Origin of the sequence: Methylobacter marinus A45 (assembly GCF_000383855.1) — a bacterium.
GTDB lineage: Bacteria > Pseudomonadota > Gammaproteobacteria > Methylococcales > Methylomonadaceae > Methylobacter > Methylobacter marinus.
In genome coordinates, this window is sequence record NZ_KB912877.1 from 3,735,804 (window position 1) to 3,750,353 (window position 14,550).

The following is a 14,550-nucleotide window of genomic DNA, read 5'->3' on the forward strand; positions in this document are numbered from 1 at the left end:
CGGCCGCTTTCGTGCCGCTGGAAGCGCTGCCGCTGACCGTCAACGGCAAGCTGGACCGCAAGGCGCTGCCGGAACCGGATGCCGACGCCCTGCAAACGCGGCAGTACGAAGCGCCGCAAGGCGAGGCCGAACAAACCCTGGCGGCGATCTGGGCCGAGCTGCTCAAGGTCGATCAGGTCGGCCGGCACGACAACTTCTTCGAACTGGGCGGGCATTCCTTGCTGGCGGTGACCTTGATCGCGCGCATGCGCCAGGCCGGGCTGAATACCGACGTGCGGGAACTGTTCGCCGCGCCGACGCTGGCCGGACTGGCGGCACTGGCCGATAGCGGCAACGCCTCCGAGCAACTGGTTATCCCTCCCAACCGTATTCCGGTCGGCTGCACGGCCATTACCCCGGACCTGCTGCCGCTGGTCAGCCTGGAACAGGCCGATATCGACCGCATCACGGCCGCCGTGCCGGGCGGGGCGGCCAACGTGCAGGACATCTATCCGCTGGCGCCGCTGCAGGAAGGCATTCTGTTCCACCATTTGATGGAGTCTGAAGGGGATGCCTACCTGGAACCGTACCTGATGGCGTTCGACACGCAGGAACGCCGGGACGGTTTTCTGGATTCTTTGCAGGCGGTGATCGACCGTCACGACATCCTGCGCACGGCCGTGGCCTGGGAAGGCCTGCCGGAACCGGTGCAGGTGGTCTGGCGCGCAGCGAAACTGGCGATTGAGGACGTCGTCATCGCCCCTGAAGCCAATGATGCGGCCGAACAGTTGGCGGAACGCTACGATCCGAGACAGTATCGCCTCGACGTGCGAGCCGCGCCGATGATGCAGGTTTATACTGCCTATGATAAGGCCGGCGACCGTTGGCTGTTGCTGTTGTTGAGTCATCATTTGGTGCTCGATCACACCGCGCTGGACCTCCTGCTGGAGGAGATCCAGATGTATCAATTGGGCCAGGAAGACCAACTGCCGGCGCCGCTGCCGTTTCGCAACTTCGTCGCGCAGGCGCGCCTCGGAATCAGCCGGGAAGAGCACGAAGCCTTTTTCCGCGGCATGCTGGCCGATGTCGACGAGCCGACGGCGCCGTTCGGTCTGCTCGACGTCCTGGGCGACGGCAGCCGGATTCAGGAAGCCAACCAGACTGTCGACGCGGACCTGGCGCACCGCCTGCGGAAACAGGCCAAAACCTTGGGCATCAGCGCCGCCAGCCTGTTCCATCTGGCCTGGGCCGCGGTGGTGTCACGGACCTCCGGGCGCGACGACGTGGTGTTCGGCACCGTGCTGTTCGGGCGCATGCAGGGCGGCGATGACGCCGACCGGGTGCTGGGCTTGTTCATCAATACCCTGCCGCTGCGAGTGCGGCTGGCTCAGGGCACTGTTCTGGAACAGGTCCGTGACGTGCAGAGCCGGCTGGCCGGCCTGCTGCGCCACGAACATGCGCCGCTGAGCCTGGCGCAACGCTGCAGCGGCGTGCAGGCGCCGGCGCCATTGTTCAGCGCGCTGCTCAACTACCGGTACAGCCAGGCTGATGCCCCGGCGGATAGCGCCGCCGCCTGGCAGGGCATCGAAGTCCTGTCGGGCGAAGAGCGCAGCAATTACCCGATCGTGTTGTCCGTGGACGACCTGGGTGAAGGCTTTTTACTGTCGGCGCAAACCCTGTCGCCAGTAGCGCCGGAACGGCTGTGCACCCTGATGCGCACGGCGCTGGAAAACCTGCTCGACACCTTGGAAAGCGCGCCGGACACCGCCATGCGCCGGATCGGCGTGCTGCCGGAGGCCGAGCGCCGTCAGGTGCTTTACGACTGGAACGCCACCCGGGCCGACTATCCCAAGGACCGCTGCCTTCACGAACTGTTCGAGAATCAGGTTGCAACGCAGCCGGACGCACCGGCGCTTGTTCACGACGGCCGGACTTTAACTTACGCCGAACTGAACACGCGCGCCAACCGGCTGGCTCATTACCTGCTCAGTCTGGGAGTCGGACCGGAAGCGCGGGTGGCGCTGTGCCTGGAACGCTCGCCGGAGCTGGTCGTGGGGCTGCTGGCCGTGCTCAAGGCCGGGGCGGCCTATGTGCCGCTGGACCCGGCGTATCCCGAGGAGCGGCTGGCGTTCATGCTTGAGGACAGCACCCCGCTGGCGCTGTTGACCGATAGCGATCTCAAGGCCCGGCTGGCCGAGCGCTCAGGCGGCGTCAGGCTGATCGATCTTTTTGCCGATGCGCGGCAATGGGCTCACCAGCCTGACGCCAATATCGACTCGACCCGCCTGGGCCTGACCCCACGGCATCTGGCCTATGTGATCTACACCTCCGGCTCCACCGGCCAGCCCAAGGGCGTCATGGTGCCGCACGCCGGCGTGATGAACCTGGTCAGCTGGCACAACCGGCAGTTCCTGGTGAGCGCCGCCGACCGGGCCACGCAACTGGCGGGGCTCGCTTTCGATGCCAGCGCCTGGGAAACCTGGCCGTACCTGCTGGCCGGCGCCAGCCTGCACCTGGTCCGGCCCGAACTGCTGGGCCAGCCGGAGGCGCTGTGGCAACGGCTGGCCGACGACCGCATCACGGTGGCGTTCATGCCGACGCCGCTGGCGGAGCTGATGCTGACGACCCCCCGGCCCGAGCATCTGGCCCTGCGCTGCCTGCTGGCCGGCGGCGACCGGCTGCACGGTTATCCGCCGGCCGGATTGCCGTTCGAACTGGTCAACAACTACGGCCCCACCGAGAACAGCGTGGTTTCGACCTCCTGCCCGGTACCGGCCGGAGGCGAAGGGCTGCCCCCTATTGGCAAGCCCATCGCCAACACCCGCATCTACCTGCTCGATGCCCTGGGTGAACCGGTTCCGGTCGGTGTCGCCGGCGAAATCCATGTGGCCGGCGACGGGCTGGCGAGAGGCTACCTGAACCGGCCCGAGCTGACCGCCGAACGCTTTATCGCCGATCCGTTCAGCAACGATCCCGAAGCCCGGCTGTACAAGACCGGCGACCTGGGCCGCTGGCGGGAAGACGGCAGTATCGAATTCCTGGGCCGCAATGATTTTCAGGTCAAGGTGCGCGGCTTCCGCATCGAGTTGGGCGAGATCGAGGCGCAGCTGGCCGCTTGCGACGGTGTGCTCGAGGCCGCCGTCATTGCCCGCGAAGACCATCCCGGCGACAAGCGCCTGGTGGCCTACCTGACGGCTTCCGCCGAGCTGAGCATTGATGAACTGCGCGCCCAGCTCAAGGCCGTGTTGCCCGAGTATATGGTGCCCAGCGCCTTTATGATCCTGGACGCGCTGCCGCTGACCCCGAACGGCAAACTGGACCGCAAAGCTTTGCCGGCGCCGGATGTCGGCGCCCTGCAATCGCGGCAGTACGAAGCGCCTCAAGGCGAGACCGAACAGGCCTTGGCCGCCCTCTGGGCCGAACTGCTCAAGGTCGACCGGGTCGGCCGCCACGATAATTTCTTCGAACTGGGCGGGCATTCGCTGCTGGCGGTGACCTTAATCGCACGCATGCGCCAGGCCGGGCTGAATGTCGACGTGCGGTCATTGTTCGCCGCGCCGACGCTGTCCGGGCTGGCGGCGCTGGCCGACAACGGTAGCCACGCCGAGCAACTGGTCATCCCGGCCAACCGCATTCCGGCCGATGCGACGGCCATCACCCCGGACCTGCTGCCGCTGGTCAGTCTGGAACAGGCCGATATCGACCGCATCACGGCGGCCGTGCCGGGCGGGGCGGCCAACGTGCAGGATATCTATCCGCTGGCGCCGCTGCAGGAAGGCATCCTGTTCCACCATTTGATGGAGTCCGAAGGGGATGCCTACCTGCTGCCGGCTCTGATGGCGTTCGACACGCGCGAACGCCTCGACAGTTTCCTGAGCGCCCTGCAGGCGGCGGTAACACGCCACGACATCCTGCGCACGGCCGTGGCCTGGGAAGGCCTGCCGGAACCGGTGCAGGTGGTCTGGCGCGAAGCGGAACTGGCGATCGAGGAGATCGTCATCGACCCTGAAGCGGGCGATACGGCCGAACAGTTGCAGGAACGTTACGATCCGAGACATTATCGCGTCGATGTCCGAGTCGCGCCGTTGATCGGCGGCTTTACCGCCTATGATCCCAGGGAAAAGCGCTGGTTGCTGTTGCTGTTGACGCATCATCTGGCGCTTGATCACACCGCGCTGGATATCCTGTTTGGCGATGTCCGGATGCACCAGCTGGGGCAGGGCGACCAACTGCCGGCGCCGCTGCCGTTCCGCAACTTCGTCGCGCAGGCTCGTCTCGGAATCAGCCGGGAAGAGCACGAGGCCTTTTTCCGCGGCATGCTGGCGGATATCGATGAGCCGACGGCACCGTTCGGTCTGCTCGATGTGCAGGGCGACGGTTCGGGGGTCGAGGAAGCGAAGCAAGACCTCGACCTCGAACTTGCCCGGCGCCTGCGGGAACAAGCGCGGACCCTGGGCATCAGCGCCGCCAGCCTGTTCCATCTGGCTTGGGCCGCGGTATTGGCGCGGACCTCCGGGCGCGACGACGTGGTGTTCGGCACGGTGCTATTCGGGCGCATGCAGGGCGGCGAGGGTGCTGACCGGGTGCTGGGGATGTTCATCAATACGCTGCCGCTGAGAGTGCAGCTGACCCAGGGCAGTGTCCTGGAACAAATCCGTGAAGTGCAGAGCCGGCTAGCCAGCCTGCTGCGCCATGAACATGCGCCGCTGAGTCTGGCGCAGCGCTGCAGCGGCGTGCAGGCCCCGGCGCCGCTTTTCAGCGCACTGCTCAACTACCGGCACAGCCAGGCCGACGCGCCGGCGGAAAGCACGCCCGAATGGCAGGGCATCGAACTTCTGTCGGGCGAAGAGCGCACCAACTACCCGATCGTGTTATCCGTGGACGACCTGGGCGAAGGCTTCTCGCTGACCGCGCAAACCTTGCCGTCGGTGGCGCCGGAACGGCTGTGCGCCCTGATGTACACGGCGCTGGAAAACCTGCTCGACGCCCTGGAAAGCGCACCGGACACCGCCATGCGCCAGGTCGGCGTGCTGCCGGAGGCCGAGCGCCGTCAGGTGCTGTACGACTGGAACGCCACCCAGGCCGATTATCCTCATGCTTGCTGCATCCACGAACTGTTCGAGGCGCAAGTGCGGGATACGCCGGAAGCGGCGGCGCTGGTGTTCGATGACCAGGAACTGAGCTACGCAGAACTGAATGCCCGGGCCAACCGCCTGGCGCATTACCTGCGCAGCCTGGGCGTGAAGCCCGACGACCGAGTGGCGATCTGCCTGGAACGCGGCTTCGAGCTGGTGATCAGCCTGCTTGCCGTGCTCAAGGCGGGAGCGGCCTACGTGCCGCTGGACCCGGCGTATCCCGAGGAGCGGCTGGCCTACATGCTTGAGGACTGCGCCCCGCTGGCACTGTTGACCGATAGCAGCCTGAAAGCCCGGTTGGCCGATCGCTCAGGCGGCTTCAGGCTGATTGACCTTTTTGCCGATGCGGCGCAGTGGGCTCATCAGCCCTCCGATAATCCGGACCTGGCGGCAGTCGGCCTGACCCCGGCGCATCTGGCCTATGTCATCTACACCTCCGGCTCCACCGGCCAGCCCAAGGGCGTCATGGTGCCGCACGCCGGCGTGATGAACCTGGTCAGCTGGCACAACCGGCAGTTCCAGGTGAGCGCCGCCGACCGGGCCACGCAGCTGGCGGGCCTCGCTTTCGACGCCAGCGCCTGGGAAACCTGGCCGTACCTGCTGGCCGGCGCCAGCCTGCACCTGGTCCGGCCCGAACTGCTGGGCCAGCCGGAGGCGCTGTGGCAACGGCTGACCGACGATCGCATCACGGTGGCGTTCATGCCGACGCCGCTGGCGGAACTGATGCTGACGACACCCCAACCCGAAAACTTGGCCCTGCGCTGCCTGCTGGCCGGCGGCGACCGGCTGCACGGCTATCCGCCGGCCGGATTCTCGTTCGAACTGGTCAACAACTACGGCCCTACCGAGAACAGCGTGGTTTCGACCTCCTGCCCGGTGCCGGCCGGAAATGAGGGCCTGCCGCCGATCGGCAAGCCCATCGCCAACACCCACGTCTACCTGCTGGACTCTCATCTCGAACCCGTTCCGGTCGGCGTCATGGGCGAGCTGTATGTAGGCGGCGCCGGGCTGGCGCGAGGTTACCTGAATCGGCCCGAGCTGACCGCCGAACGCTTTATCGCCGATCCATTCAACAACGATCCCGAAGCCCGGCTGTACAAGACCGGCGACCTGGGCCGCTGGCGGGAAGACGGCAGCATCGAATTCCTGGGCCGCAACGATTTCCAAGTCAAGGTGCGCGGCTTCCGCATCGAACTGGGCGAGATCGAGGCTCGGCTGGCCGAACATCCGCAGGTCCGGGAAACGGCCGTGCTGGCCCGCGAGGACGGGCCAGGCGGCAAGCGGCTGGTGGCCTACTACACCGGCGATGCCGACGTGACCGTGGACAGTCTGCGCGCGCATCTGGCCGAGACGCTGCCCGAGTACATGGTGCCTGTCGCCTTCGTGCATCTGGAGGCGCTGCCGCTGACCGCCAACGGCAAGCTGGACCGCAAGGCGTTATGCGCGACGGACTTCATGCCGAATGCCTATCCGGACTTTGTGCCGCCGCGATCAACCGATGAAGCGAAAATTGCCGCGGTTTGGCGCCGGTTATTCCAGGTCGACTCTGTCAGCGTGACGGCTAATTTCTTCGAGATGGGCGGACACTCTTTATCGGCGGTTCAATTGTTGAGCCTGTTGAAGCAGGAAGGTATCGAGATCTCCATAGCGTTGTTATTTGAAAAGCCGACTATCGAATCGCTGGCCTGGGCGATTCGTGAAGACACCCGGATAACGGAAGCACACGCAATACCGCTGAGGAAAACCGGCAATCAGCCCCCGCTGTTTTTGGTTCACGAGGTCACGGGCGAAATGCTCTATGGTCCTAATCTCGTGCAATATATCGATAGTGACATACCGGTTTACGGTTTGGCGGGACAACCGCTAAGCGAAGTGCCTTACCGCAGCATGCAAGCAATGGCCTCCAGATTAGTGCGGATGATACGTGCGGTACAGCCGCATGGGCCTTACCGCCTCGCCGGCTGGTCGCTCGGCGGGACGATTGCTTATGAAGTCGCCGCGCAACTGATTGGCGAGGATGAGACGGTAGAGTTTCTGGGGTTGCTGGATTCATACTATAACTGCGCGAATGCAAAAGACATCGTGACGAACGTCGATGACACGGCCTTATTGCTGGATTTCATGTTGGCAGAAGATATGCCTCCGGCGATGGCCGATGAAATAACATCGGCAGCTTCTTCAATGGACTTTGCGGAATTGGTGAGCAAATTCCAGGCCTTGTCTATGCTGCCGGCTCATCTGACTGTCGATGAATTTCGGAAGTTTTTGCTTCGCTGGCACAGCCATAGAATAGCCGATGCGCAATACTGCGCCCGCAAGTTGCCGATCCCGATCCATTTATATGCCACCAGCGAACATGCCGGAGAAAGTCTCTTCCGGAATTGGGACTCGGTATTGCCGGAACAGCAAATACGGCTGATACCGGTGACGGGTTCGCATCAAACCATGATGGAACTTCCTCATATTGAATCGCTGGGGGCGGCGCTTTCCACCTCAATCCGGGAGGCTAGCGCCGCAGAGCCGACTGATTGCGACGTCGACTATGATCCGCTAGTGGCGCTTCAGTCCGGCAGTTTCGCCAGCACGCCTTTGTTCTGCGTGCCGGGCGCGGGAGGCAGTGTGAGCGCGTTCACCGACTTGACCCTGGCGCTGGGATCTTCAAGACCGGTTTATGGCTTCCAGCCGCGCGGACTGGACGGCGAAACTGTGCCGCATGCGGCCGTACCCGCCGCTGCCAAAGCCTACCTGCGGGCGATCCAGTCGTTATATCCGGAAGGTCCGTTGCATCTGATCGGCCATTCCTTTGGCGGATGGATCGTTTTCGAAATGGCGCTGCAACTGGCCGGGAGCGGGCGTCGTGTAGCCTCTCTGACCCTGGTCGATACTGAAGCTCCGCATGAGTCGGACAGCATGATGCGGGAATATACGGAATCCGAAGTGCTGATGAAATTGGTCGAGATCTATGAGCAATCGAGCGGTGCTTCTCTGGAAATACAATCGGCCGATCTGGACGGGCTTGAAGGCGATGCGCAGCTGAAACTGCTGCATCAACGGCTGGTAGGCGTCGGACTGATGCCTAAACAATCCCAACCCGAAATGCTGCTCGGCACATTCCGTACATTCGGCACGGCATTAAGAACCCGCTATTGTCCGGAACATCACTATGCCGGACCACTGCGGCTGGTGTTGGCCAACACTGATCACTCTGACCAGGAAGCCGTTGTCGCAAAATGGCGGTATTGGGTTAACGATCTCAACTATTGGCAAAGCGAAGGAAATCATATGACTGTTATCAAGCAGCCTTATGTCAATGCCCTGGTGGATTGGCTGGAATTGGGGAAGCATAAATGATTGAGGCGCCGAGCCGGATATCCCCGCCCGCAGCGAACCGGCTTGGCCGCTCAAACACGCTTTATGTCGGGCCGGGTTCGGGCAAAGGACACTATTTATTTCGGTTTTTTAACCCTAAATTAACAAATCACATCCTATGAACACGGCAAAAGAATTGGAAAAAGAGACCTATCAAAGTACAAGTTTGACGGTATTGGGGAGGCCATTCTATCTGCTCTGGTGCGGCGAGACTGTCGCGTTGATCGGCACCTCGCTGATGGAGTTCGCATTAGGCGTATGGGTATATCAAAAAACCGGCTCGGCCCTGGATTTTTCCGGCGTGTTGGTGGCGGCTATTTTACCGGCCGTGCTTGTCATGCCGATTGCCGGCAGCATCGCTGACCGCTTCGATCGGCGCTATGTGATGGTTGTGGCCGATCTGACTGCTGTCGTTTTATTACTGACGCTGGCATGGTTTCTTTGGCGCAATAGCCTTGAGGTCGAGCATCTTTATGCCTTTAATATCGCGGTGTCACTGATCGGGGCATTCAGGACGCCCGCCTATACGGCTTCTGTCAGCAAGCTTCTACCCAAGGAAAAATATACGCAGGCCAGCGGCTTGATGGGAGTGAGCACCAATATGTTAACTATGTTTGCGCCGTTGGTCGCGGGCAGCCTGATGGCTCAGATAGGGCTGCAGGGCATAGTCTTTATCGACATCATTGCATTTACTACGGGCTCTATATTGATTTTAAACGCTTTTTTTTACGCCAGCAGAGTCAGCCGCAACATCAACAACATCAGGGCCGATCATACCGGAACGACAAGCGGCAGCGTCACCCTGGCGCTGGCGTATTTCAAGAAAGAGCCAATGATGCGATGGTTGCTGGTATACACCGTTCTTCAGCAAGGTCTGGTGACTCTCGCGTCGACGATGATCATGCCTCTGGTGCTTTCCCATTACTCCGAAGACGACTTGGGCATCATTCTCACGGTCGGCGGCGTGGGAGGCTTGATTGGCTCAATCATACTGGCGGCGATGGGAGAACTTAAGCGCTTGATGCTTTGGGCCCTGGCGGCTGATGTGGTACTGGCTATTTGCATATTGCTGGTTGGCGTCAATACCTCATTCAAACTTTACTGTGCGTCGGTGTTTACCGCCTTATTGGTGGCAGGCTTCGCTCAAGGCTGCAATCACTCGCTGTGGATGAGAAAAATTCCGAATGAGTATCAGGGCAGAATCTTTTCGATTATCAATGTCGCCGCTTTGCTGACTATAAGCATTGTCACCATGGCGGGTGGGTTTTCCGCCGAACAGATTCTTGAACCCGCTCTTTCTGAAGGCGGTGTGCTGGAACAGACGTTGGGCCCTTGGATTGGCACAGGAAAAGGGCGTGGCATTGGACTGATGTTCGTTATCAGCGGCTTTATAGGGGTACTTATTTCACTGGTCGGATTTTTAACAAGACTGCGCCGGTTGGATCTGGTCGTGCCGGATGCGCCTGGCGCAAATGAGCGCTAAACGCTTGAAAAAAATCATTAATGTCGGGGCTTCTCGGCAGAAAATGCAATCAAAAACTAAATTAAGGAGAAACAGCATGCCATACGATCATCTTAAACTCCTGGAGTCAAATGCGAGAACTTACGCCAGATTCTTTAACAGAGTATTTTCAACGGGTCATGGGATTCGTGTTCGGGATTCCCAGGGAAACGAGTACATAGATTGTCTGGCTGTTGCCGGGGCTTTGCCGCTGGGACATAATCATCCTGAAATTAAACAGGCGGTTGTTGAGTATATTTCATCGGATGGCATTCAACAGGCACTTGATTTTTCCACCCCGGCCAAGATTCAATTTGTCAATGATCTATTCTCGCGGCTGCCGCCGAAGTTGCGCGACGAAGGACGGATACAGTTCTGTGGGCCGACCGGATCTGACGCGGTCGAGGCCGCGCTCAAACTGGCGAAATTTTATACTAAACGACAGGGTGTCATAGCGTTTCACGGCAGCTATCATGGCATGACTTCAGGTGCTCTCGGCCTCATGGGTAATTTACACCCTAAAACCGGTGTGGGCCTGACCACGGGCGATGTGCAATTCGCACCTTTCCCTTACCGCTTCCGATGCCCATTCGGAACCAATGGCACTCAAACCGACCAGCTGTCGATCAATTACCTGCGCACGCTTTTATCGGATCCTGAAAGCGGGGTGCCGAAGCCGGCCGCCATCATCGTCGAAGTTGTGCAGGGTGAGGGCGGCGCGATACCCGCTTCCATTTACTGGTTGCAAGCACTGAGAAAATTGACGCTTGAATTTGATGTGCCTCTGATCATCGACGAGGTTCAGACAGGACTTGGACGGACCGGCACCCTATTTGCCATTGAGCGCGCCGGTATAACGCCGGATATACTTGTTTTATCCAAGGCCATCGGCGGCGGTTACCCGCTGTCAGTCGTGGTGTACGATAAACGACTGGATGTCTGGACGCCCGGCATGCATGCGGGCACGTTCAGAGGTAACCAGTTGGCAATGGTCGCCGGAAGTACCGCGATGCGAGTGATCGATAGAGATGGACTTGTTGACAATGCTAATAAGATTGGCGATATTTTGAAAAAAGGCCTGATCGAAATCGCGCAGCACTATCCGGTTCTGGGCGATGTGCGCGGGCTTGGGTTGATGATCGGCATTGAAGTTGTGAGACCGGGCGCCGACGACCGTCCGGGGGATCCCGACGGGGAACTCGCCAGGGTGATAAAGCGTAATTGTTTTAATAACGGGCTGATCATTGAAACCGGGGGGCGCAATGGTTGTGTGCTTCGTTTTCTGCCGCCTCTCATCGCGACCGAGGCCGACGCCGGTGAAATACTGGATCGTTTTGAGCAGGCAGTTGAGAGCGCGGAGGTAGGGGTACTCCATGCTGGGTAAACATCCTGAACGTGCTAAGTCTCTCCAAGAGACGCAAACTGAACCATTGAAAAAACAGCACTTGGCTATCGATGCATTGGAAGGGGTTTTTGAGAAACCAATGATAGATGTAAAGACTCTCACGAAAGCCTATAATCTTGGATCAATGAAAGTTCCAGTATTGAAGGGGATCGACCTGTCTGTCAAAGTGGGGGAGTTTGTATCGATCATGGGGCCATCGGGCTCGGGCAAATCGACTTTGCTTAATGTGCTGGGAATTCTGGATCGTTACGACGACGGCGAGTACATTTTGAACGGGACTTTGATAAAGCCGCTTTCTGAAACGGAGGCTGCCCGGCATCGCAATCAATTAATCGGCTTCGTATTCCAGTCGTTCAATCTGTTGCCTTTCAAGAGTGCTCTCGAAAACGTGGCCATGCCGCTTTATTACCGAAAGGTTCCTCGCAAGCAACGAGAGGCGAGGGCGCGGAAGCTGTTAGAGCGTATGGGGATGGACCATCGCATGGATCACATGCCTTCGGAGTTGTCGGGCGGGCAGCGGCAGCGGGTAGCCATCGCACGCGCATTGGTTACCGATCCGCCTCTGATTCTAGCGGACGAACCAACCGGCAATCTAGACACTAAAACTTCAGAGGAAGTGATGGAATTGTTCACCGAAATAAACCATGAAGGCAAGACCCTTGTCGTCATCACGCATGATGAAGAAATTGCTGCACGAACTCGTCGAGTTATCCATTTGCAGGATGGGCAAATCAGAAACTTCTAACCACGGGCCATACAACTCATGTTTGATATTGAACGCTGGACCGAGCTCGGCCAATCCCTTAGCAAGCACAAATTGCGCACAGGCTTGACTGCTTTTGGAGTCAGTTGGGGCATTTTTATGCTGGTTCTACTGTTAGGAATGGGGAAAGGGCTGGAGCGCGGCACAATGGCGCTATTCCAGGACACGGCGCTAAATAGCGTATGGATCAATGGCGGTAAAACCTCCCTGTCATATAAAGGTTTAACCCCGGGCCGTACAGTGAGCCTGGAGATTGATGACGTTGCCTGGCTCGGAAACTTACCAGGGGTGGAGTCCGTCGGACCTACCAAATTATTGGATAAAGGCTATGTTATGAGATATGGAAAAAATACCGGTGCATTCCAAATAAATGGCATTAGCGCCGTCAATGCCGACATTCAAAAATTATCTTTGCTGAGCGGTCGGCAGATTAATCAATTGGATGAGCGTGAATCACGTAAAGTCGCCATAATCGGCGCCAGGGTTAATGATGTGCTGATGAAAAACCAACTCAATCCGGTAGGAAAAACGATTTTCGTGGGCGAAACACCGTTCACTGTTATTGGGGTCTACAATAAAGCGTTGGGGGAACAGTCGCCCAATCGCGTCTATATTCCATACGCCACGTTGAGACAAGTGTTTGACCCTGCACCGACAGTCAATATGATTGCCTTGACTGTATCATCGGGTTATAGGTGGACGGATATCAAGCCGGATGCCATTCGACTTTTATCCCGACGGCATCGTTTTGACCCAAATGATTCCTCCGCACTGGAAATCTACGATATCAGTGATGAAGTAAAAAAAGTGGAGTCGCTAATGAGCGGTATCAGGCTATTCATGATTATTGTTGGAACCGGTACATTGATGGCGGGCTGCGTCGGGGTCAGCAATACGATGCTGGTTACGGTCAAGGAGCGCACGCGTGAATTCGGTATTCGCAAAGCCATCGGCGCTTCCTCGGCCGACATACTTTTCATGGTATTGCACGAGACACTGGTTATCACTCTAGCCGCAGGCTATGTGGGATTAGTTGCCGGGGTAGGGCTTATCGAGTTGATTAGCCGGGCCGGCATCGAATCAGATTACTTTCGCGATCCTCAAGTCGATCTCTCCGTCGCGGTCTCGGCACTTGGGGTTTTAGTGCTTGCAGGCCTTATCGCAGGCTATCTGCCGGCTCGTCAGGCGGTTCGTGTATCGCCTATTGAGGCGCTCAGACATGAATAATTTTCGTCGAATTGCGGTTCGTACCGGTTGGATTTTGGTGGTCTTTGCCATCGTGTTTGGCAGTGGTTTTTGGCTGTTTTTTTCAGCCGGCGCTAGCGTGCCTTCCGTGCGGACAGAAAAACCATCTCGCATGACCATTGAACAATATACCATCGCCACCGGGCAGATTGTTCCCAATCGGCGAGTCAAGATCAAATCTCAAGCAAACGGTGTGCTCGAAGAAGTTCTTGTTAAGCAAGGGCAATGGGTGAAGCGTGGGGATTTGCTTGCCCGCATACGACTGCGTGCTGACCCGGTGGAAGTCAGCGCGGTTCAGTCGCAAATCAAAAAAGCCCGCCTTGAGCACCAGCGGGCGGCTGCCGAACTGGAACGGCGCAGTCATCTTCACGACCAAAATCTGATTTCCGACGCGGCGTATCAGGACGACAAGTTGAAATACGATGTCACAAAGGCGACCTTGGAACAGGCCGAACGCGAATTGGAGCTGCGCCTCAAAGGCGCTTCACATCAATTCAAAACCACCTCGACCCTGATTACCGCGACCATGGACGGCATGGTGCTGGATCAGCCAGTGGAAATTGGTGATTTCATCATTAAAGCCAATGATCTATCCGAAGGCACGACGGTTTTTTCCATTGCCGACATGCATAGTTTGATTTTCAAGGGCGAAGTGGAAGAGGCGGACACCGGGCGTCTGCAAGAGGGCATGCCCATTACCCTGAGTGTCGGCGCGCTTCCGGATGAACATTTTGATGCCACACTGGATTTTATAGCGGCAGAAGCCAGAAAAACCGATCAAGGTCGGAAAGTATTTGAAATCCGCGCAGCCATTCGGCCCAAACTGGGCGTGTTTCTCAGGGCTGGCTATAGCGCTACAGCTAAAATCGTATTTTCCCGGCATGAACAAGTCATGACAATTCCCGAGGGAAGCCTGATATTTCGTGGGGATGAGCCCTATGCCAAAGTCGAGTTACCGACTGGCGAGATCGTCGAGAAGAAGCTTGTCACCGGTCTCTCCAACGGGCTTAATATTGAGGTGATTTCAGGTCTTGAAGAGCAAGACAGCGTCGTGTCATCACGAGCGGTGGAAAAGTCGTTATGATGCCGTAGAAGATAGATTTTCGCTTAATGCCGCCCATTTTTCGCTTTGGAGGCTCGGTTTTGCTGGAAT

Annotated in this window: 6 protein-coding genes; all 6 read left to right on the forward strand. The window is 58.6% G+C overall.

Features of this window, described 5'->3' with window-relative positions; translation table 11 throughout:
* The first annotated feature begins 11 nt into the window (after positions 1 to 11).
* The 6 genes from METMA_RS27585 to METMA_RS24985 all read left to right on the forward strand — a co-directional run bounded on the left by METMA_RS27585 (position 12) and on the right by METMA_RS24985 (position 14,481).
* Positions 12 to 8,465, forward strand: a complete 8,454-nt coding sequence (locus METMA_RS27585) for a non-ribosomal peptide synthetase (RefSeq protein ID WP_232216378.1) — start codon at positions 12 to 14, stop codon at positions 8,463 to 8,465.
* A 136-nt stretch (positions 8,466 to 8,601) separates the two neighbouring features.
* Positions 8,602 to 9,966 (forward strand): MFS transporter, encoded by a 1,365-nt coding sequence (locus METMA_RS24980; RefSeq protein WP_020160424.1) that lies wholly within the window; start codon positions 8,602 to 8,604, stop codon positions 9,964 to 9,966.
* On the forward strand, positions 9,941 to 11,368 hold the full coding sequence (locus METMA_RS0117595) for a diaminobutyrate--2-oxoglutarate transaminase family protein (RefSeq protein ID WP_232216379.1): 1,428 nt from the start codon (positions 9,941 to 9,943) through the stop codon (positions 11,366 to 11,368). The genes METMA_RS24980 and METMA_RS0117595 overlap by 26 nt, the downstream gene beginning before the upstream one ends.
* Positions 11,358 to 12,134, forward strand: a complete 777-nt coding sequence (locus tag METMA_RS0117600) for an ABC transporter ATP-binding protein (protein WP_020160426.1) — start codon at positions 11,358 to 11,360, stop codon at positions 12,132 to 12,134. The genes METMA_RS0117595 and METMA_RS0117600 overlap by 11 nt, the downstream gene beginning before the upstream one ends.
* A gap of 18 nt (positions 12,135 to 12,152) precedes the next feature.
* Positions 12,153 to 13,379 (forward strand): ABC transporter permease, encoded by a 1,227-nt coding sequence (locus tag METMA_RS0117605; RefSeq protein ID WP_020160427.1) that lies wholly within the window; start codon positions 12,153 to 12,155, stop codon positions 13,377 to 13,379.
* Positions 13,372 to 14,481, forward strand: coding sequence for an efflux RND transporter periplasmic adaptor subunit (locus METMA_RS24985; protein WP_020160428.1), 1,110 nt, complete (start codon positions 13,372 to 13,374; stop codon positions 14,479 to 14,481). The genes METMA_RS0117605 and METMA_RS24985 overlap by 8 nt, the downstream gene beginning before the upstream one ends.
* Positions 14,482 to 14,550: the final 69 nt, after the last annotated feature.

What these genes read in the sequence shown, in the direction of transcription:
- METMA_RS0117600 (WP_020160426.1), top strand. Translation starts at nt 11,358, where the DNA reads ATGCTGGGTAAACATCCTGAACGTGCTAAGTCTCTCCAAGAGACGCAA.
- METMA_RS0117595 (WP_232216379.1), top strand. Translation starts at nt 9,941, where the DNA reads ATGCGCCTGGCGCAAATGAGCGCTAAACGCTTGAAAAAAATCATTAAT.
- METMA_RS24980 (WP_020160424.1), top strand. Translation starts at nt 8,602, where the DNA reads ATGAACACGGCAAAAGAATTGGAAAAAGAGACCTATCAAAGTACAAGT.
- METMA_RS24985 (WP_020160428.1), top strand. Translation starts at nt 13,372, where the DNA reads ATGAATAATTTTCGTCGAATTGCGGTTCGTACCGGTTGGATTTTGGTG.
- METMA_RS0117605 (WP_020160427.1), top strand. Translation starts at nt 12,153, where the DNA reads ATGTTTGATATTGAACGCTGGACCGAGCTCGGCCAATCCCTTAGCAAG.